Annotated in this window: 18 protein-coding genes and 1 tRNA gene; 5 read left to right on the top strand and 14 right to left on the bottom strand. The window is 65.4% G+C overall.

Features of this window, described 5'->3' with window-relative positions; genetic code table 11:
- Nucleotides 1-130: 130 nt before the first annotated feature.
- Both V6Z91_RS18225 and V6Z91_RS18220 read left to right on the top strand, forming a co-directional pair.
- A complete protein-coding gene (locus V6Z91_RS18225) occupies nucleotides 131-1,768 on the top strand; it encodes a VRR-NUC domain-containing protein (RefSeq protein WP_338759260.1) in 1,638 nt (545 codons plus the stop codon).
- Entirely contained in the window at nucleotides 1,753-4,041 is a 2,289-nt protein-coding gene (locus tag V6Z91_RS18220; protein WP_338759257.1) for an ATP-dependent DNA helicase, read from the top strand. Before V6Z91_RS18225 ends, V6Z91_RS18220 begins: the two co-directional genes overlap by 16 nt.
- Before the next feature lie 3 nt (nucleotides 4,042-4,044).
- On the opposite strand, the gene V6Z91_RS18215 is transcribed toward V6Z91_RS18220, so the two are convergent.
- The 7 genes from V6Z91_RS18215 to V6Z91_RS18185 form a co-directional block, all read right to left on the bottom strand.
- Nucleotides 4,045-4,791, bottom strand: coding sequence for a LytTR family DNA-binding domain-containing protein (locus V6Z91_RS18215; protein ID WP_338759254.1), 747 nt, complete (start codon nucleotides 4,789-4,791; stop codon nucleotides 4,045-4,047).
- A gap of 8 nt (nucleotides 4,792-4,799) precedes the next feature.
- Nucleotides 4,800-5,876: a histidine kinase gene (locus tag V6Z91_RS18210; protein WP_338759252.1), complete on the bottom strand. Its 1,077-nt coding sequence runs from the start codon at nucleotides 5,874-5,876 to the stop codon at nucleotides 4,800-4,802.
- A gap of 13 nt (nucleotides 5,877-5,889) precedes the next feature.
- Entirely contained in the window at nucleotides 5,890-6,603 is a 714-nt protein-coding gene (locus tag V6Z91_RS18205) for a DUF5668 domain-containing protein (protein WP_338759249.1), read from the bottom strand.
- Nucleotides 6,600-7,004, bottom strand: coding sequence for a DUF5668 domain-containing protein (locus V6Z91_RS18200; protein ID WP_338759247.1), 405 nt, complete (start codon nucleotides 7,002-7,004; stop codon nucleotides 6,600-6,602). The genes V6Z91_RS18205 and V6Z91_RS18200 overlap by 4 nt, the downstream gene beginning before the upstream one ends.
- 193 nt (nucleotides 7,005-7,197) lie before the next feature.
- A complete protein-coding gene (locus V6Z91_RS18195) occupies nucleotides 7,198-7,359 on the bottom strand; it encodes a hypothetical protein (protein ID WP_338759244.1) in 162 nt (53 codons plus the stop codon).
- A gap of 25 nt (nucleotides 7,360-7,384) precedes the next feature.
- Entirely contained in the window at nucleotides 7,385-7,543 is a 159-nt protein-coding gene (locus V6Z91_RS18190; RefSeq protein WP_338759241.1) for a hypothetical protein, read from the bottom strand.
- Nucleotides 7,544-7,839: 296 nt separating this feature from the next.
- Nucleotides 7,840-8,721 carry a LysR family transcriptional regulator gene (locus V6Z91_RS18185; protein ID WP_338759239.1) on the bottom strand — a complete coding sequence of 294 codons (882 nt, stop codon included), beginning with the start codon at nucleotides 8,719-8,721 and terminating at the stop codon, nucleotides 7,840-7,842.
- A 283-nt stretch (nucleotides 8,722-9,004) separates the two neighbouring features.
- On the opposite strand from V6Z91_RS18185, the gene V6Z91_RS18180 reads away from it, so the two are divergent.
- The gene (locus V6Z91_RS18180; RefSeq protein ID WP_338759237.1) at nucleotides 9,005-9,553 is read left to right on the top strand and encodes an FxDxF family PEP-CTERM protein; all 549 of its coding nucleotides are present in this window, start codon (nucleotides 9,005-9,007) and stop codon (nucleotides 9,551-9,553) included.
- A 673-nt stretch (nucleotides 9,554-10,226) separates the two neighbouring features.
- On the top strand, nucleotides 10,227-11,204 hold the full coding sequence (locus V6Z91_RS18175) for a type II asparaginase (protein ID WP_338771919.1): 978 nt from the start codon (nucleotides 10,227-10,229) through the stop codon (nucleotides 11,202-11,204).
- 53 nt (nucleotides 11,205-11,257) lie between these two features.
- Here V6Z91_RS18175 and V6Z91_RS18170 read toward each other — a convergent pair whose 3' ends face one another.
- Nucleotides 11,258-12,145, bottom strand: a complete 888-nt coding sequence (locus tag V6Z91_RS18170) for a LysR family transcriptional regulator ArgP (protein WP_338759234.1) — start codon at nucleotides 12,143-12,145, stop codon at nucleotides 11,258-11,260.
- 93 nt (nucleotides 12,146-12,238) lie between these two features.
- On the opposite strand from V6Z91_RS18170, the gene V6Z91_RS18165 reads away from it, so the two are divergent.
- On the top strand, nucleotides 12,239-12,862 hold the full coding sequence (locus V6Z91_RS18165) for a LysE family transporter (protein ID WP_338759231.1): 624 nt from the start codon (nucleotides 12,239-12,241) through the stop codon (nucleotides 12,860-12,862).
- Nucleotides 12,863-12,874: 12 nt separating this feature from the next.
- On the opposite strand, the gene V6Z91_RS18160 is transcribed toward V6Z91_RS18165, so the two are convergent.
- From V6Z91_RS18160 to ftsH, 6 genes are all read right to left on the bottom strand, one after another.
- On the bottom strand, nucleotides 12,875-13,522 hold the full coding sequence (locus V6Z91_RS18160) for a zinc ribbon domain-containing protein (RefSeq protein ID WP_338759229.1): 648 nt from the start codon (nucleotides 13,520-13,522) through the stop codon (nucleotides 12,875-12,877).
- Between the two features lie 69 nt (nucleotides 13,523-13,591).
- Complete coding sequence (locus V6Z91_RS18155; RefSeq protein ID WP_338759227.1) at nucleotides 13,592-13,795, bottom strand: hypothetical protein; 204 nt, start codon at nucleotides 13,793-13,795, stop codon at nucleotides 13,592-13,594.
- 150 nt (nucleotides 13,796-13,945) lie between these two features.
- Nucleotides 13,946-14,022 (bottom strand) — tRNA-Arg (locus tag V6Z91_RS18150).
- Nucleotides 14,023-14,188: 166 nt separating this feature from the next.
- A complete protein-coding gene (gene glmM, locus V6Z91_RS18145) occupies nucleotides 14,189-15,547 on the bottom strand; it encodes a phosphoglucosamine mutase (RefSeq protein WP_338759224.1) in 1,359 nt (452 codons plus the stop codon).
- A 19-nt stretch (nucleotides 15,548-15,566) separates the two neighbouring features.
- Complete coding sequence (gene folP, locus V6Z91_RS18140; RefSeq protein ID WP_338759221.1) at nucleotides 15,567-16,391, bottom strand: dihydropteroate synthase; 825 nt, start codon at nucleotides 16,389-16,391, stop codon at nucleotides 15,567-15,569.
- Nucleotides 16,392-16,459: 68 nt separating this feature from the next.
- A complete protein-coding gene (ftsH, locus tag V6Z91_RS18135; protein WP_338759218.1) occupies nucleotides 16,460-18,340 on the bottom strand; it encodes an ATP-dependent zinc metalloprotease FtsH in 1,881 nt (626 codons plus the stop codon).
- Nucleotides 18,341-18,381 lie beyond the last annotated feature (41 nt).

Raw genomic sequence — 18,381 nt, 5'->3', positions numbered from 1 at the left:
GTTTGGCAACATCTTTCCCGGCGAAACATAAAATCGCTGGGCAAGGGGCGGGAGACGCGATAGACTGTATATAAATACAGTTTTTCGCCTCTCCCGCCGTTTGTTTTTGCCTCCTGCTGCACCTGCCACAATGAAACCCGTCCTGGAAAACCCGCTTTATTACCTGGACAATTTCCACCGCGTGCTGGCATGGATCGGCGAACGCTATGCCGACCTGCTCGACGACGAGGAGCGCGGCTTCATCGAACGCTTTCCCGCCCTGCCCCAGGCCGCGCGCGCACTGTTCGTGCGCATGGTAATGCGCAAGGGACAATTGTTCCGCGCCTCCAAGCTCGTCTACGAGGAAATCGGCTGTGCCCGGGCCGCCGCCGCGCCGCTGGCCGATACCGGCTGGATCGTCGTCGATCCGCCGGTCTCGCTCGACGAATTGTTCGACCTGCTGCAAAAGCCCGAGCTGTGCCAGGCGTTCGCCCTGACCGGCGCGCTGCGCTCGGCCCGCAAGGAAGCACAGCTGGAAGCGCTGCGCGCCCGGCACGAGGGCGAGCGGCCGTTCTCGGGCTGGTTCGATGGCGACGAGGCTTACCGCATCGTGGCGAAACCGCTGTGCGACCGGCTGCGACTGATCTTCTTCGGCAACTACCACCAGGACTGGACGGAATTCGTGCTGTCCGACCTCGGCGTGTTCCGCTTCGAGCAGGTGGAGATTTCCCAGGCTGCCCGGGGCTTCCGCACGCGGCGCGACATCGACGACTACCTGCAACTGCACGCCTGCCGCGAACGCTTCGCCAACGGCGAGGCGCCGCTGGACGTGCTGCGCGACGTGCCGCCGCCGGGCACGGACAACGAATGGCTGGCCAGCCGGCGCGAGAAGCTGCTGTTCCAGCTGGGCCAGCAACTGGAAAAACTGCGCGACTGGGCTGGCGCCTGCACCGTCTACAGCGATTGCGCCTACCCCGGCGCGCGGGCGCGGGCGATCCGCGTGCTGGAAAAGGATGAACGCTTCGGCCCCGCCTGGGAGCGCCTGCAGGTGGCCATGGCGGCGCCGGAGAGCGAGGCCGAACGCCAGCACCTGTTGCGCATGGCGCCGCGGCTGGCGCGCCGCCTGGGCCATCCGCGCAGCGCTCCCGGCAAGGCAGCGCCACCCGCCAAGCTCGACCTCGCGCTGCCGCATCCGGACGGCCAATGGTGGGTCGAAGGCGTGGTGCGCGAGCACCTGCACCGCGACGAAGCCCCCGTGTTCTATGTCGAGAACGCGCTGATCAACTCCCTGTTCGGGCTGCTGTGCTGGGATGCGATCTTCGCCGCCATTCCCGGCGCCTTCTTCCACCCGTTCCACCACGGCCCGGCCGACCTGCACAGCGCCGACTTCCACCGCCGCCGCGCCGCCCAGTTCGACGCCTGCCTGGCGCAGCTGGACGACGGCAGCTACCCGACCACGATCCGGCGCAACCTGGAGGCCAAGCGCGGCATCTCGTCGCCCTTCGTGTTCTGGGGCGCGCTGGACGACACGCTGCTCGAGCTGGCGCTGCACTGCATTCCGCCCGCCCACCTGAAGCAGTCGTTCCTGCGCATCCTGCAGGACGTGAAAGCGAACCGCACCGGCTTTCCCGACCTGATCCAGTTCTGGCCGGCCGAGCGGCGCTACAACATGATCGAAGTAAAGGGCCCGGGCGACCGCCTGCAGGACAACCAGCTGCGCTGGATCGACTACTGCGCGCAACATCGCATGCCCGTCACCGTCTGCTACCTGCAATGGGCGACGCAGTGACGGACACGAAGTACACGGTGGCTGTGCGGGCGCTGTGCGAGTTCACCGCCAAGGCGGGCGACCTCGACCTGCGCTTCACGCCCTCGCCCACCGCCCAGGAAGGCATCGCCGGCCATGCCGTGGTCACCGCGCGGCGCGACGACGACTACGAAAAGGAAATCGCCCTGTCCGGCACCTTCGGCCCGCTCCTCGTGCGCGGGCGTGCCGACGGCTATGACCCGAAGCGCAACCAGCTCGAGGAAATCAAGACCTTCCGGGGCGAGCTCGATCGCATGCCCGGCAACCATCGCGCCCTGCACTGGGCGCAGGTGAAGGTGTATGGCCACCTGCTGTGCGCCGCGCGCGGCCTGCCGTCGTTGCGGCTGGCACTGGTGTACTACGACATCGGCTCCCAGAAGGAGACTCACCTCGTCGAGGAACACGATGCGGCTTCCCTGCAGGCTTATTTCGAGGCGCAATGCACGCTGTTCGTGGCGTGGGCCGAGATGGAGCTCGCCCACCGCGCGCTGCGCGACGAACAACTGCGCGCGCTGCGTTTTCCCCATGCCGACTTCCGGCCGGGCCAGCGCGAACTGGCCGAGGCGATGTACAAGGCCAGTGCCCGCTCCTGCGCGCTGCTGGCCCAGGCGCCGACCGGCATCGGCAAGAGCATCGGCAGCCTGTTCCCGCTGCTGAAGGCGGCCGCCGCGCACGGCCTCGACAAGATCTTTTTCCTGGCCGCGAAAACGTCGGGCCGGCGCATGGCGCTCGATGCCGCCGAGGCGATCAAGGACAGCGCCCCGCTGCTGCCGCTGCGCACGCTGGAACTGGCAGCGCGCAATACCGCCTGCGAACATCCCGACAAGGCTTGCCACGGCGAATCGTGCCCGCTGGCGAAGGGCTTCTATGACCGCCTGCCTGCAGCGCGCGCCGCGGCCGTGCAGCAGCCCATGCTGGACCGCGCCGCCGTGCGCGCGGTGGCGCTGGCGCACGATGTGTGCCCGTACTACCTGCAAAGCGAACTGGTACGGTGGGCCGACGTGATCGTGGGCGACTACAACTACTACTTCGACGTGACGGCCATGCTGTACTCGCTGACCGTGATGAACGAGTGGCGCATCGGCGTGCTGGCCGACGAGGCGCACAATATGGTGTCGCGCACGCGCAAGATGTACTCGGCGGAGCTGGAGCACGCCCGATTGCGGCTGCTGCGCAAGACCGCGCCCGCCGCGCTGAAGAAGGCGCTGGACCGCGTGCACCGGCAATGGTCCGCGCTCGAGAAGGAACAGGAAGGCGACTACCAGGCCTACGACGCGCTGCCGGAAAAGCTCGTCAACGCGCTGCAGACGGCGGCCACCGACATCGGCGACTACATGGCGGAGAACGCGGCGTGGTTCGATGCCGACATCCTCGATTTCTATTTCGCCGTACTGCACTTCGCGCGGCTGGGCGAGAGCTTCGGCGAGCACTCCGTGTTCGATGTGACGATCGCCAACAAGGGCGCCGGCGGCGGTACCCGCGTGGACTCGGTGCTGTGCCTGCGCAATATCGTGCCGGCGCCCTTCCTGCAGCCGCGCTTCGCCGCGGCGCGCACCACGGCGCTGTTCTCAGCCACGCTGAGCCCGTGGAACTACTACAGCGACACGCTGGGCATGCCGCCCGACACGGCCTGGGTCGACGTCGCCTCGCCATTCCAGGCGGCGCAGCTGACGGTGCACATCGCCGGCCACATCTCCACGCGCTACCAGCACCGCGACCGCTCGCTGGCGCCGATCGCGCGCCTGATGGGCGAGCAGTACGACCGGCAGCCCGGCAACTACCTGGCCTTCTTCAGCAGCTTCGACTACATGGACAAGGCGGCCGACCTGTTCGAGCGCGAGCACCCGCACGTGACCGTGTGGCGCCAGCCGCGCCGCATGGGCGAGGCGGAGCGCGATGCCTTCCTGGCCCGCTTCACCGAGACGGGCCAGGGCATCGGCTTCGCCGTGCTGGGCGGCGCCTTCGGCGAGGGCATCGACCTGCCCGGCGCGCGGCTGATCGGCGCCTTCATCGCCACGCTGGGGCTGCCGCAACTCAATCCCGTCAACGAACGCATCCGCGAGCGCATGCAAGCCATCTTCGGCGCCGGGTACGATTACACCTACCTGTATCCCGGCATGCAGAAGGTGGTGCAGGCGGCCGGCCGCGTGATCCGAACCACCAGCGATACGGGCACCGTCCACCTGATCGACGACCGCTTCGCACGGCCGGACATCCGTGCCCTGCTGCCGGCGTGGTGGCATGTGCCAAGCTGAAGACTACTGCATCACCGCCCTGATCTTCTGGTACCCGCTGCGGCTGATCGGCAGCTTCGTGCCGTCGCCGAGGATGGCCGCGTGGCTGTCCCTGCCGGCCGGTTCGATGCGCGCCACGTGATCCACGTTGACGAGGTAGGAACGGTGGATGCGCAGGAAGCGTCCCGCCTCGAGCTGGGATGCAAGCTGTGACTCCAGCTCGCCCAGCGCCTGGTTCTTCAGCCACGCCTTGCCGTCGGCGTGAATGCACACGTAATCGTCCTGCGCCTCGATGAACACGATCTTCTCGGTGGGGATCACGTGGACCTTCGCGCCGTCGCGGATCAGCACGCGCCCAAGTGGCCTGTCGCGGGCCGCAAGCGCTTCGCGAACGGCCGCTTCCTGCCGCGGCAGCGCGCTGGCGAGGCTGGCGCGGGCGTGGGCAATCGCCTGGTCGAAGCGCTGCTGGCTGAAGGGCTTGAGCAGGTAGTCGAGGGCGTGGACCTCGAAGGCGCGCACCGCGTACTGGTCGAACGCGGTGGCGAAGATGATGCGCGTCTTGCCGCCCGCCAGTTCGGCGACCTCGAAGCCGTCGAGCCTGGGCATCTGGATGTCCAGCAGCACCAGGTCGGGCGCCAGCTCCGTGATCGCCTTCACGGCTTCGAAGCCGTTCGCGCATTCGGCCACCACTTCGATGTCGGGGTGCGCGGCCAGGTATTCGCGCACCACGCCGCGCGCCAGGGATTCGTCATCCACCACGATCAGCCGCATGCTGTCTCCTATGTTTCGTCATTGTCGGTAGTGTGCGCCGGCAGGCGGATCTCGACGCTGAACGTATCGCCTTCGCGCTTCCATTCGAGCGCCGACTGGTTCGGGTAGGCGCACGCCAGCCGCTGCCGCACATTGGCCAGCCCGACGCCGGCACGGCGGCATTCGGGCAGCTCGGGATCGATCGCGTTGGTGACGGTGATCTTCAGCCGGCCGCTCTCGCGCCAGGCCGCCACCAGCACCAGCCCGCCATCGGTCAACTGGCCGATGCCGTGCTTGATCGCGTTCTCGACGAGCGGCTGGATGATCATCGGCGGCACCAGGCAATCGAGCGCGCCCTTCTCCAACGCTTCTTCGGTGACGAGCCGCTCGCCGAAGCGCACCTTTTCGATGGCGAGGAAGTCCCGCACCAGATCCATTTCCTGGGCCAGCGTGATGCGCGGCTGCGCCGCCAGGCCCAGGCTGCGGCGGAAGAAACCAGCCAGCCGCAGCGTCATTTCGCGCGCGCCCTTCGGGTCCTGCGACGTCAGCGCGCTGACGGAATTGAGGCTGTTGAACAGGAAGTGCGGATCGACCTGCGTGCGCAGCATGCGCAACTCGGCATCCTGCGCCATCAGCTTCGATTCCAGCTCGCGCCGCTCCGCCGTGCGGGCCCGACCGCTTTCGATGGCCAGGTAGTTCACGACCGCCAGCAAGCCATACAGCAAGGCGCCGAGGACGAACAGGAAGGCCGACAGCAGCGGTGTCTGCCCGATGCCGGCCCAGGAGACGCCGAGTGCCACGCACAGCTCGTTCCAGCCGCCCAGCACCGCCAGCCACATGAAGGCGGCCAGCACGGCGGCCGTGCACAGGACGAGGACCACCAGCGCCGTCGTGCGCGTGCCGAGCGGATTGGCGCGGCACAGGTAATACGCGGAGAAGCCCGCCGCCACGCCGTAGACCAGCGTGCCGGGGATCGCGAACACCAGCGCGTTCACGAGCGGTGCCGGGGCCAGGGCGGCGCATACGCCGCCGATCACGGCGCCCGCGATCAGCCACGCCAGCAGGTACAGCATTGCGCCGCGGCGCGCCCGGGTAAGCCAGCTCACAGCCTTGCCGCCATCAGTTGCGGATTTCCACGCCGCCCATGATGGCGTAGCCGCGCACAATCAGTCGCTTGCCGGCATCCTTCGGGCGCAGCGTCGACTCCTCGATGCCGCCCAGGATCGGCGCGCCCTCGAGCGACACCGTCCAGTCGACCGGCACCTGGATCGTGATGCCGCCCATCAGCGCGAAGACATGGATCACCGCGTCGCCGGACAGGGAAGCCTCGCGCAGGTCGAGCTCGCAGCCGCCCATGATCGCCGTCATCTCGCCGCCCGCGAACCGCTGCGAGGCAATGCGCCGCTTGTAAACGCCGAGGATGGCGGTGGCGAACACGGCATCGTCGTCGCCTTCCTTCCCGGCCGGCACGGGCACGCCGTGCTCGCCGTGCTTGTCGGGCCGCATGGTGGAGCGCGCCACGACGAACACCCCCACGCCGATCATGACCATTGGCGCCAGCACGTTCCAGCCGATGGCCAGGATGCCGAGCCCTTTCAGCAGCAGCACGACACCGAACACGAGCAGCGCCACGCCGATGGTCCTGCCCTTGGTGGAACGGGCGCCAGTGATCTTCAGCGTGCCCGCCACGATCAGGACGACGGGCCAGAATTGCACGCCCATGTCCAGGTGGATCCAGCCCAGGTTATCGAGCAGGAACATCAATCCCACCGCGATCACCGCCAGGCCGACGACGACCTGCGCCGCCGGATTGTGTTGCCGCTCCGTGCTCATGCCTCCTCCCTCGTGCTCTGTTGAGTCGTTTGCCCGCCGGCCTTTCGTTCAAAATAACGCGACGCCAGCGGCTGCAACACCATGCCGGCGCCGGCCACGATGATAAGCAATGGCCAGCTGTTCTGGAAGGTCAGGCCCCACAGGCCCTCGAAGGTGGCGTAGAACCAGGCGCCGAACAGCACCTGCGACAGGCCGTCGACGAAACGCCGGCCGTCAAACGGCGGCAGCATGTTGCCGATGCCGAATGCGACCAGCACCAGCGGCCAGTACGTCCACAGGCGCGCCACGGTCTCATGGTCGTCCCGGTTGATGAGGTAAGCCAGGCCGAATGCCACCAGCGTCAGCCCCCAGATCACCTGCCGGCGCAGTTTCAGCCGTGCCCTGTCCACTTCGGTTTGCATAGGTTCCTCCATCGGATCGATGCTGGAACGATACGCGGCGCGCGCGCGCACCGAAACCGTTTTTCGGCGAGTGGCGGCTCGTACCCGGTGAATGGCGAAGCGATCGGCGAACGGCGGGTCCCGGCTGCCGGCCCGAAGAAAAAAAAATCCCCACGGCGCGAACGCCGTGGGGAGTTGTGGAGACGGGCACCGCTTATGCGGCCGGAGCGCTCTGGCCCTTGACCTGGTTGCGGTATTTGGCGCGGGCGATGGCCTGCTTTTCCGCTTCCATGGCCTTGTTGAAGGCGCGCGTGCGTTTCTTTTCTTCCTTGCTGCGCATCTGCGCGACGTCCTTGTTGCCGATACGGTTGGTCATGTTCTCTCCCAATGGTGGTTGTGGTTCAGGATCTGCCGTCGTACTTCTGGTCCATCACGAGGCCCCAGCCAAGCTGGCGCCGGATTTCTTCCGGCGTCGGCGGCGGTTCCACTTCGCTGGTCCGGCGTTCCAGGTACTCACGCACCACTTCTTTCGAGGGGTGATTGGTTTGTGTCGTCATCATGATGACCTCCTGTCATGTTCGCGCTCGCTTCCGCTCGATCATCTGCCAATACGCTATCGGTGCGTTCGCTGCCTGGTAAAAAATTCTGGTGCCGGCGCTTGAGGCGACCGGCTTGCCTGCGGACGAGCGGCGTGCTTTCGTTATCCTGATCGTTGCATCGCGCATCAATCACGCAACTCCATCTTATTAACGCACCCTTGCAGCGACCGTGCGCCAGCGAACAGTTCCTGCGGCGCTTTCGCGCGTGTGGATGTGGGACCGCGCCTACAGCGCGAGCGTGCCCGCAGCTGCGGTGCTCAAAGCTTTTGCTGGAAGAATTCAAGGAAGCAGCTGATGCGCTGGGCCAGCTGCGTGTTGCGGTAATAGACGGCATGGATCTGCTGGCGGTAGCCGGTATTGAATGCTGCCAGCAGCGGCACGAGGCGCCCGGCGCCGATGTCGGCGCGGGTCATGAAGTCGGCGAGGCAGGCGATGCCGTCGCCGGCCAGGGCGAGCTGGCGCAATGTTTCGCCGGACGAAGCGGCCAGGGCCGGCGCGACGACAAGGCTGTCGCCCGCGGCATGGCGCAGCGGCCAGACATTGCCCTGTTCGTACTGCACGAAGCCGAGCAGCGCATGGCGCGCCAGGTCCTCGGGCGCGGCCGGCGCGCCATGCCGCGCGAGGTAGGCAGGGCTGGCAAGGATGTGCAGGGGACTGGACGTGAGCGGCCGGGCGTGCAGCGTGGAGTCGTTGAGCGTGCCGATGCGAATCGCGATATCGGTGCGATGCTCGATCAGGTCGGCGATGCGGTCGTTGGACGTGAGTTCCAGCCGGATCTCCGGATACAGCGCACGGAACTCGGCCACATGGGGCACGATGCAGTGAAGCATGAAAGGCGATGCCGCATCCACGCACAGGCGCCCCGCCGGTTGCTGCCGGCGGATGCGGATGCATTCTTCCACTTCCTCGATCGATGCCAGGATGCGCCGCGCGCGCTCGAGGAACAGCTGCCCTTCCTCGGTCAATTCCATGCGCCGCGTGGTACGCGTGAGCAGGGACGTCTGCAGCTTGTCTTCCAGGCGCGCCAATGCACGGCTGACGCCCGACGTGGTCTGGCCGAGGTGCACCGCGGCGGCACTCAGCGAGCCGCTGTCGATCACGGTCACGAAGGTCAGGAGGTCGTCGGAGTTGATATCCATGGCCGGGATTATACAAATCAACGAAAGGGGCGACCGCCGTGCGACCGACGCAACGCCGCAATAAAAGAAATTTCTTGACGTTTCGCCGGCGCTTCGCCGCGCCCCTGCGCGGGCCGGCCGCCGCGCCGCACCTTTCATTAGTGAAGTAAAACGCGCGGAGGCAAAGCTATATTGACAAGGTTAGCAAGTTTGTAAACTTATGTTTTTTTCAGCGATCAACAGTTTACGAGCGTGCCGACAAGGAGCTATTACTTCGTAACAATAAACGAGTCAAGGGGTAAATATGAAGAAAGCTTTGTTCAACAAGGTGGCAGGCTCCCTGCTGCTTACCGCAGGTCTGCTTGCCTCTGGCGCTGCGTCCGCTCAAACCACCCTCACCTTCAATGCCGACGGCAACGCCGATTTCAGCGGCGCGCATGCATGGTCCGAAGAGGCCAACCTGGACACTTACCTGTTCGACGTGGACACCACGTCGTGGGCCAGCGGCACCGCGGTCGTCGGCCGGACCGCGATCGACGGCGTCCGCATGGACGCTTACGCCATCACCGGCATCCAGTTCTTCTGGCAAGCCGAAGATGGCACCCGTACCAATCTGGAAACGGTGTTCACCACCGAGGGTGGCATCGAATTCTATCCGGTCGAGGCATTGGTGGCCGGTTCCTACGGTTTCACCGTCACGGGCAACACGCCCCTCGCCAGCACCGGCGGCATCTATTCCGGCACGCTGAACCTGGCGCCGGTGCCGGAACCCAGCACCTTTGCGATGCTCGGCGTCGGCATCGGCTTGCTGGCCCTCACGGCACGCCGCAAGACCGACAACAAGCTCGGCTGACAGCCGAGATAATCCAGGCTGGCGAATCGACCGGATAATCCGGGCGTTCAAGTTCGCCAATCACGCAAGGCCCGGGTCACGCGCTGAACGGAACCCGGGCTGTTTAATTCCGGCGGCATGCCGTCATTATTGCAATAGCGGCTGAAACAAGCGGCCGCCGGGTAAATCATCGACGGTATCGAATCTTTCGGGACAAACAGAATTCGGCATCGCCGCGGTACTCCTCGTGCGGCTTGCCCGGCGATCGCGGCGCCACGGGTGCACCGGTGCCTCGTCCTCCCCGAAAACGCCCCTCTCCGTGCCATGCGGCGATGTGCCGCAACCAGGTTCGTGCATTACCGACGGCAGTCCAAGAACCGGGACAAGCCCGGACTCCAACTGCCGTTCTATCAGAGGATAAACACGATCCAGAAATTGGACTCGAAAGCGGTGATTGTCCAATTGTTTGGAAAACATAATGCGAGGGGCTTTTTTACAACTACCCGCGGCCGGCAAGCTTGTATTCGAATGCGATTCGTATAATATTCGCCTTTTTACTATTCCTAAAAAGGGAGATTCCATGTCGAAACTGAGGATTGCGAACCTGTCGCCGCATCTGTCGCACTTCTTCCTCGCGCTGGCCGCACTGCTGTTCGTCCTGACGGGCGCACACGCGCAGACGCGCCCGAACGTGATGATCCTGGCGACCGGCGGCACCATCGCCGGCACGGGCGCCACCAGCACCACCACCGTCGGGTACACGGCCGCCAAGATCGGCGTGGACCAGCTGATCGCGGCCGTGCCGGAGCTGGCGAAGGTCGCCAACGTCAAGGGTGAACAGGTATTCCAGATCGCCAGCGAAAGCATGACGAACGAGCACTGGCTGACCCTGGGCAAGCGCGTCAACGCCCTGCTGGCGCAGTCCGACGTGGATGGCATCGTGATCACGCACGGCACCGACACCACCGAGGAAACGGCCTACTTCCTGAACCTGGTCGTCAAGAGCCGCAAGCCGGTGGTGCTGGTTGGCGCCATGCGCCCGTCCACGGCATTGTCCGCCGATGGTCCGATCAATCTCTACAACGCCGTCGCCATCGCCGGCAGCCGCGATGCCGTCGGCAAGGGCGTACTGGTGGCTTTCAATGACCAGATCCACTTCGCACGCGACGTGAGCAAGACCAATACTTCGACGCCTGACGCCTTCAAGACGCCCGAACTGGGCCTGGCCGGCTACATCCAGGGCGGCAAGCCGTTCTTCTACCGCACCACGGCCCGCAAGCACACGGTCGACACGGAGTTCGATATCGCCAACCTGAACGCCCTGCCCCAGGTCGACATCGTGTACGGCTACGCCAACATGAGCCCCGTGGCGCTGGACGCCTTCATTGCCGCCGGCGCGAAGGGCATCATCCACGCCGGTGTGGGCAACGGCAGCCTGGCAGCCCGCGTCAAGCCGGCATTGATCGCGGCCCGCAAGAAAGGTACCTTCATCGTGCGCGCCAGCCGCGTCGGCCAGGGCATCCTGGCCCGCAACGGCGAAGCGAACGACGACGAGCTCGATTTCGTTGCCGCCGATACGCTGAACCCGCAGAAGGCGCGCATCCTGCTGATGCTGGCGCTGACCAAGACGAACAATACCGCCGAGATCCAGCGGATGTTCTATACCTATTGATGGCATAGGGAAGTCGACGAGAAGCCGGACAGTGTCCGGCTTTTTTTACGCCATCACGGCGGCAGGAGCGACCTCCTCGCGGCCGCCACGACTGCCTGGCCGAGGCGCTCCAGCGCGGGCGACTGCACCCGCCAGGCATGCCAGTACAAGGGCACGTCGGTGAATTTGCCGGGGACGAGATCGATCAACTCTCCCGTTTCGAGGGCACTGCCGTATTGCTCCACGGGCACCATGCCATAGCCGAGGCCCAGCTTGACGGCATCGAGGAAAGCCGCGCTGGCCGGCACATGATGCATCGGATAACTACCAGGCATTAACCCCAGTTCGGCCTGGATGAAATCGGACTGCAGCCTGTCCTTGCGCGAAAACACCAGGACCGGTGCCTGCAGGGCCGCGGCGCGCTCGAAGCCGCGCGGGAACCAGCGGGCCGCGAACGCCGGGGAAGCGAGCATCCGGTACCGCATCACGCCCAGCGGCTGCACGACGCAACCGCGCATGACCTTGGCCTCGCTCGATACGCCGGCAACGGCCTCCCCTTTTTCCAGCAACGCATAAGTGTAGTTCTGCTCGTCGAGCACGATGTCGAGCGTAAGCCGCTCGCGCTGCAGGAAGTCGGCGATGCCGGGCAGCAGCCAGGTGTCGAGCGTGTCGTTGTTGACGGCGATGGGCACGCGCAGCGGGGCCGGTTCGTCGTGCAGGCCGGCCAGGAACTCTTCTTCCATCAGCCTGCTTCGGCGCAGGTGCACCAGCAGGCGTTGCCCGGCCGCAGTCGTGCGGCACGGCCGGCTGCGGACCAGCAGCGGTGAACCGAGCGCAGTCTCGAGTGCCGCGATGCGCTGCGATATCGCGGACGGCGTGATGCTCAGCTGGGCTGCGGCGAGCTCGAAACTGCCCGTCTCGGCCGCCGCCAGGAAGGCCTGGCAATGCCGGGTATCCATCATGAGTTAAGCAAATTTAATGAAACCTGAAATATATTAACTCAGCTTCATCTTCTTCGCGCCAGCCACGACAATGACGGCTTTCAGGGGAGCGAAATGACGACACAGGTGTATCTGAGCGGGCTGGGGCTGGGTGCGAGCCTGATCATGGCGATCGGCGCGCAGAATGCGCACGTGCTGCGCATGGGCGTGCAGCGCAGCCACGTGGCGCTCACGGTAGCCGCGTGCATCGTGGTCGACGTGATCTTGATCGGCGCGGGCGTGGCCGGTGCGGGCGGGATGATCGAAGGCTCGCCGCTGCTGCTGGCCCTGGCGCGCTGGGGCGGCGCCGCCTTCCTGCTGTGGTATGGCTTGCGCAGCTGGCGTGGGCTGCTGTCGGCGAACCGGCTCGACATCGGCGGCGCCGCCACGCCGCGCACGGCTGCCGCCGCGCTCGCCAGCGTGCTGGCGATGTCGCTGCTGAACCCGCATGTCTACCTGGACACCGTCGTGCTGCTGGGGTCGATCGGTGGCCGCTACCCGGCGGACGAACGCACCGCCTTCTCGGCCGGCGCCATGACGGCATCGCTGCTGTGGTTCAGCATGCTGGGCTTCGCGGCCGCCCGCTTCGCCGGCGTGCTGGCGCGGCCGGCGGCCTGGAAATGCATCGAGGCGATGACCGGTGCCGTGATGCTGCTGCTGGCGGCGGGCCTGGTCAGGGACGGCATCGCCGCCCTGTAAGGCGATCCCCACTCAGGCTTGCCGGTGACCGCACTCGGTGCAGAACTTCGTGCCCGGTTGCAGCAGCGTGGAGCATGCGGTGCAAGGCACCTGCTGCGCCATCTTGTAGCCGCACTCCGGGCAGAACTTCGCCCCATGCGTCTCGGCGCGGCACTGGGGGCACACCAGTTGCATGTCCTGCTTCACGTCGTGGCGCGTGCCGCGGCTCTCGCCTTCGGTGTCGGCGCGCGCCGCGGCGCTGCGCACCTCGCCCTGGGCGCGCGCCCGCGTGATCGCCACCTGCACGTTCGGCGCGCAATTGAAGCACAGGCCCGTCGCAGGGTCGAAGCACGGCCCGCACATATAGTCGTGGCAATTGCCGCAGCGGTTGAAGTGCTGTTTCGCGTCGGCGATCGCTTCCTTGAACGCTTCGTCGCGGGCGCTGTGCCAGCCGGCCTGGGCCATGCCGCTCACCACCGTGCTGGCATTGCCCAGCAAGCCGCCGAAGATGCTCGCCCCCTTCTGGATCCAGCCCGATGCCTGGCCGCTGCGATACGGCTTGTAGTGCGTGCGCCAGCTGTCGCTGCAGCGCTCGCAATAGAACTCGAACTGGAAACCCGCATCGACGCCGGACGACTGGGAGAGGTCGCGGTAGTTGTTGGAAAAGCGGATCTCGGACATGGCACCTCCAAATCAGAAGCGTGCCATTATAACGACGACAACTGTTGAGTGGTAAACATTGTCGTTGCGTCAGTGCGACGCACGGTTGCGGCGGAACTTCGGCGAGCACAGCACTCGCAGGATCGTCGAACGATCCAGCGCGCGCTGTTCCATGTAGCGGATCGCGCCATCGATGCCTTCGCTCGCGCACAGGCGCAGTGCTTCCTCGATGATGGCCGCGGTGGCTTCGTCGCTGCGAAAAATGGGTTCCCGGGTGTCGTGTTGTTGGTGCATTGCTTTACCTTCGCTGACGCCGCTCCATGCGGGCAAGTTCAGCATATCGCCGGGCGTGGCTGACACGCGCAACGGCGGTGTTTCGATGGTAAGCAAATGTGAACGAGCGGACTGAACACAAGGGCCGGCAGTAGAAACCCTTGGTGAAACTGGCCTGCCCAGCTGGGTTCGAACCAGCGACCTACGGCTTAGAAGGCCGTTGCTCTATCCAGCTGAGCTATGGGCAGAATGCGGCGGAAGGGAAGGAAACAACCCGTCCCGGAGAAGCGAACAGCGGGCCGCGGCCCGCTGTGGGAGCAAAATGATAACCGCTCGGCATGCCGAGCGTCAATCGAGGTCGGCGGTGCACGCCTGTCGCCGCACCGTCGTACGGCGGCGGTCTGCCTCCCTCGATCAGGCCGCGTCGGCTTGCGGCACCTCGACCTTGTCGGCGATGCGCCGGGCGCATTTCTGCGCCACGTGGGCATCGCGCGCTTCGACCATCACGCGGATCAGCGGCTCGGTACCGGAGGCGCGGATCAGCACGCGGCCGGCGTCGCCCAGTTCGCGTTCCACGAGGTCCTTCTCGGCCACCATCGCCGGATTCTGCTGCCAGTCGAAGCCCGCCGGCACGCGCACATTGATCAGGGTTTGCGGGAACATTTCCAGCTCGCCGGCGATCTGCGCCAGCGTCTGGCCGCTGCGCTTCAGGGCGGACAGCACCTGCAGTGCCGAGACGATGCCGTCGCCGGTCGTGTGCTTGTCCAGCGCCAGCAGGTGGCCGCTGCCTTCGCCGCCCAGGATCCAGCCCTTCTCCTTCATCACTTCCAGCACGTAGCGGTCGCCCACCTTGGCGCGCGCGAAACCGATGCCCTTTTCCTTGAACGCCACCTCGAGCGCCATATTGGTCATCAGGGTGCCGACGGCGCCCTTCACTTCGCCGGTGGCCAGTCGATCCATCACCATCACGTAGAGCAGTTCGTCGCCGTTGTACAGGCGGCCGTTCGCGTCGCACATGATCAGGCGGTCGGCATCGCCGTCCAGGGCGATGCCCAGGTCGGCGTCGTGCGCCAGCACGGCGGCGGCCATGGCCTTCGGGGCGGTGGCGCCGTGGGCGTCGTTGATGTTGAAGCCGTCGGGCTTGTTACCGATCGGGATCACCTCGGCGCCCAGTTCGTGGAACACGTGCGGAGCGATGTTGTAGGCGGCGCCGTGGGCGCTGTCGACCACGATCTTCAGGCCGCGCAGGTCCAGCTCGTTCGGGAACGTGCTCTTGCAGAATTCAATGTAGCGGCCCTGGGCGTCTTCCAGGCGCTTGGCGCGGCCCAGTTTTTCGGGCGCCACGCACGCCATCGGCTGGTCGATCTGCGCCTCGATGGCCAGTTCGACGGAATCGGGCAGCTTCGTGCCCTGCTCGGAAAAGAACTTGATGCCGTTATCCTGGTACGGGTTGTGCGAAGCCGAGATCACCACGCCGGCCGACAGGCGCAGGGCGCGCGTGAGGTAGGCGATCGCCGGCGTGGGCATCGGGCCCGCCAGCATCACGTCCACGCCGGCCGCTGCGAAACCCGCTTCCAGTGCCGCCTCCAGCATGTAGCCGGAAATGCGCGTGTCCTTGCCGATCAGGACGGTGGGGCGGGCCGTGCCCGCCGTGGCCGTACGCGCGAGCACCTTGCCGGCGGCGTAACCCAGGCGCATCACGAAGTCCGGCGTGATCGGCGCTTCACCGACCAGGCCACGGACACCATCGGTACCGAAATATTTACGTGCCATGTTGTTCTCTTCAGTTAAGTTATTGGGCTGCGTGCCAGACTTTCAATGCGTCGACCGTTTCGGCGACGTCGTGCACGCGTACGATGCCGGCTCCATGGGCGACCGCGGCCAGCGCGCCGCCGATACTGCCGGCCAGCCGTCCCTCGACGGGTTTGCCGGTGACGGCGCCGATCATCGACTTGCGCGACAGCCCCGCCAGCAGCGGGACGCCGAGCTCGCCGATAAGGCGCCTGCCGGCCTTGAGCAAGGCATAATTATGCTCGACCGTCTTGCCGAAACCAAAGCCGGGATCGATCCACAGACGACCCCGGTCAATCCCGGCCGCCGTCAGTGCATCGATCCGCTCGCGCAGGAACGCCGTCACTTCCAGTACGACATCGTCATAGGCAGGTTTATCCTGCATAGTTGCAGGTTTGTCAAGCATATGCATGATGCAGAGCGCGCAATCGCTGTCGCGCACGGCCTCGATCGCACCGGGGGCGCGGAACGCATTGATGTCGTTGATCATGTCCACGCCAGCCAGCACGGCCTCCTTCATCAGCGCCGGCTTGTAGGTGTCCAGCGAGACGGGCGTGCCGCATTCGCGCAGCGCGTACAGCACCGGCAGCACGCGGCGCATTTCCTCCTCGGCGGGCACCACGGGCGCACCAGGGCGTGTCGACTCGCCGCCGACATCGATGATATCGACGCCGTCGCGGATCATCTGCTCGGCATGCGACAGCGCGTAGTCCAGGGCGGCGAACTTGCCGCCATCGGAAAATGAATCGGGGGTGACGTTCAGGATGCCCATGACGAGGGCACGGTTGGCCGGCAGCGTGTAGCGGCCGAAGGGAATCTGGGGCATGTTTTCCACAAATGAAAAGGGCGAGGATCGCTCCTCACCCTTCAGGTCACGACATGCGATGGCGCAGCTTAAGCCGGCGCGGTCGCGTTCGGCGAAGCGGTCGGGCCGTCGCCGCTGGGCTGCTTGCGCAGCGTCACGCCAGCCTTCGGCGGACGCGGCTCCTGGCCGGCCATGATGTCGTTGATCTGGTCGGCATCGATGGTTTCCCAGTCCAGCAGCGCCTTGGTCATCATTTCAACCTTGTCGCGGTTTTCCTCGAGCAGCTTGCGCGCCAGCGCATACTGCGAGTCGAGGATCTTGCGGATTTCGGCGTCGACCTTCTGCTGCGTCGCTTCCGAAATGGTCTTGTTCGTGCCGCCCAGGAAGCCTTCGTTCTGCTCGTCCTCGTAGACCATCACACCCAGCGAATCGGACATGCCGAACTTCGTCACCATCGAGCGGGCCAGCTTGGTGGCGCGCTGGAAGTCGTTGGATGCGCCCGTGGACATCTGGCCCACGAACAGTTCCTCGGCGATACGGCCACCGAACAGGATCGAGATTTCTTCCAGCATCTTGTCCTTGTAGCCGGAGATCCGGTCATGTTCCGGCAGCTGCCAGGTCAGGCCCAGCGCCCAGCCGCGCGGCATGATCGTGACCTTGTGCACCGGGTCGGCCTTCGGCAACAGCTTGGCGACGACGGCGTGGCCCGACTCGTGGTACGCCGTGTTGCGGCGTTCCTCTTCGCGGATCACCATCGACTTGCGCTCCGGACCCATGAAGATCTTGTCCTTCGCATCCTCGAAGTCCTGCATGTCCACCAGGCGCTTGTTGCGGCGCGCGGCGAACAGCGCGGCCTCGTTGACCAGGTTGGCCAGGTCGGCGCCGGAGAAGCCCGGAGTGCCGCGAGCCAGGATGTCGGCCTTCACGTCGGTGCTGATCGGCACCTTGCGCATGTGCACGTTCAGGATCTGTTCGCGGCCGCGGATATCCGGCAAGCCCACGGAGACCTGGCGGTCGAAGCGGCCCGGACGCAGCAGCGCCTTGTCCAGCACGTCGGCACGGTTCGTGGCGGCGATCACGATGACGCCGGACGAAGCCTCGAAGCCGTCCATTTCCACCAGCAGCTGGTTCAGCGTCTGTTCGCGCTCGTCGTTGCCGCCGCCCATGCCGGCGCCGCGGTGACGGCCGACCGCGTCGATCTCGTCGATGAAGATGATGCAGGGCGAATGTTTCTTGGCGTTCTCGAACATGTCGCGCACGCGGGACGCACCCACGCCGACGAACATTTCAACGAAGTCGGAGCCCGAGATCGAGAAGAACGGCACTTTCGCTTCGCCGGCGATGGCACGCGCCAGCAGCGTTTTACCGGTACCCGGAGGACCGACCATCAGCACGCCGCGCGGAATGCGGCCGCCCAGTTTCTGGAACTTGGTCGGGTCTTTCAGGAAGTCGACGATCTCCGTCACTTCTTCCTTGGCTTCGTCGCAGCCGGCCACGTCCGAGAACGTGACGGTATTGTTGGTTTCATCGAGCATGCGGGCCTTCGACTTGCCGAACGAGAACGCCCCGCCCTTGCCGCCGCCCTGCATCTGCCGCATGAAGAAGATCCAGACGCCGATCAACAGCAGCATCGGGAACCACGACACGAATACCTGCTGCAGGAACGACGGCTCTTCCGGCGGACGCACGTCGAAGCGCACGCCATTGTCGCGCAGGTCGCCGATCAGGCCGCGGTCGAGATAGGTGGACGTGGTGCGCACGCGCGTATCGTCCGTTTTCGTCGCGGTGATGGTATTGCCCTCGATGACGAGGTCCTTGATGCGCTTCGCCTTGATCTCATCCAACAGGTCGGAATACGCAATGGTCTTGCTGCCGCCGGAGATGCTGTGGTTGTCAAACTGCTTGAACAGCATGAACAACAACAGGGCTACGACAACCCATATGGCGGATTTGGAAAACATGTTATTCACGAAAACTCCTTGGATGCTCGCGCACCTGTTACCTGTAGCAG

The organism is Massilia sp. METH4 (assembly GCF_037094685.1).
In the GTDB taxonomy this organism is placed as follows: domain Bacteria; phylum Pseudomonadota; class Gammaproteobacteria; order Burkholderiales; family Burkholderiaceae_D; genus Rugamonas.
This window is presented reverse-complemented; position numbering and strand designations above follow the sequence as displayed.

Coding starts and splice junctions, on each gene's coding strand:
- V6Z91_RS18160 (WP_338759229.1), bottom strand. CDS start 13,522: ATGTCCGAGATCCGCTTTTCCAACAACTACCGCGACCTCTCCCAGTCG.
- V6Z91_RS18175 (WP_338771919.1), top strand. CDS start 10,227: ATGATCCTGGCGACCGGCGGCACCATCGCCGGCACGGGCGCCACCAGC.
- V6Z91_RS18170 (WP_338759234.1), bottom strand. CDS start 12,145: ATGATGGATACCCGGCATTGCCAGGCCTTCCTGGCGGCGGCCGAGACG.
- V6Z91_RS18190 (WP_338759241.1), bottom strand. CDS start 7,543: ATGATGACGACACAAACCAATCACCCCTCGAAAGAAGTGGTGCGTGAG.
- V6Z91_RS18220 (WP_338759257.1), top strand. CDS start 1,753: ATGGGCGACGCAGTGACGGACACGAAGTACACGGTGGCTGTGCGGGCG.
- glmM (WP_338759224.1), bottom strand. CDS start 15,547: ATGGCACGTAAATATTTCGGTACCGATGGTGTCCGTGGCCTGGTCGGT.
- folP (WP_338759221.1), bottom strand. CDS start 16,391: ATGCCCCAGATTCCCTTCGGCCGCTACACGCTGCCGGCCAACCGTGCC.
- V6Z91_RS18205 (WP_338759249.1), bottom strand. CDS start 6,603: ATGAGCACGGAGCGGCAACACAATCCGGCGGCGCAGGTCGTCGTCGGC.
- V6Z91_RS18155 (WP_338759227.1), bottom strand. CDS start 13,795: ATGCACCAACAACACGACACCCGGGAACCCATTTTTCGCAGCGACGAA.
- V6Z91_RS18200 (WP_338759247.1), bottom strand. CDS start 7,004: ATGCAAACCGAAGTGGACAGGGCACGGCTGAAACTGCGCCGGCAGGTG.
- V6Z91_RS18195 (WP_338759244.1), bottom strand. CDS start 7,359: ATGACCAACCGTATCGGCAACAAGGACGTCGCGCAGATGCGCAGCAAG.
- V6Z91_RS18215 (WP_338759254.1), bottom strand. CDS start 4,791: ATGCGGCTGATCGTGGTGGATGACGAATCCCTGGCGCGCGGCGTGGTG.
- V6Z91_RS18180 (WP_338759237.1), top strand. CDS start 9,005: ATGAAGAAAGCTTTGTTCAACAAGGTGGCAGGCTCCCTGCTGCTTACC.
- V6Z91_RS18225 (WP_338759260.1), top strand. CDS start 131: ATGAAACCCGTCCTGGAAAACCCGCTTTATTACCTGGACAATTTCCAC.
- V6Z91_RS18165 (WP_338759231.1), top strand. CDS start 12,239: ATGACGACACAGGTGTATCTGAGCGGGCTGGGGCTGGGTGCGAGCCTG.
- V6Z91_RS18185 (WP_338759239.1), bottom strand. CDS start 8,721: ATGGATATCAACTCCGACGACCTCCTGACCTTCGTGACCGTGATCGAC.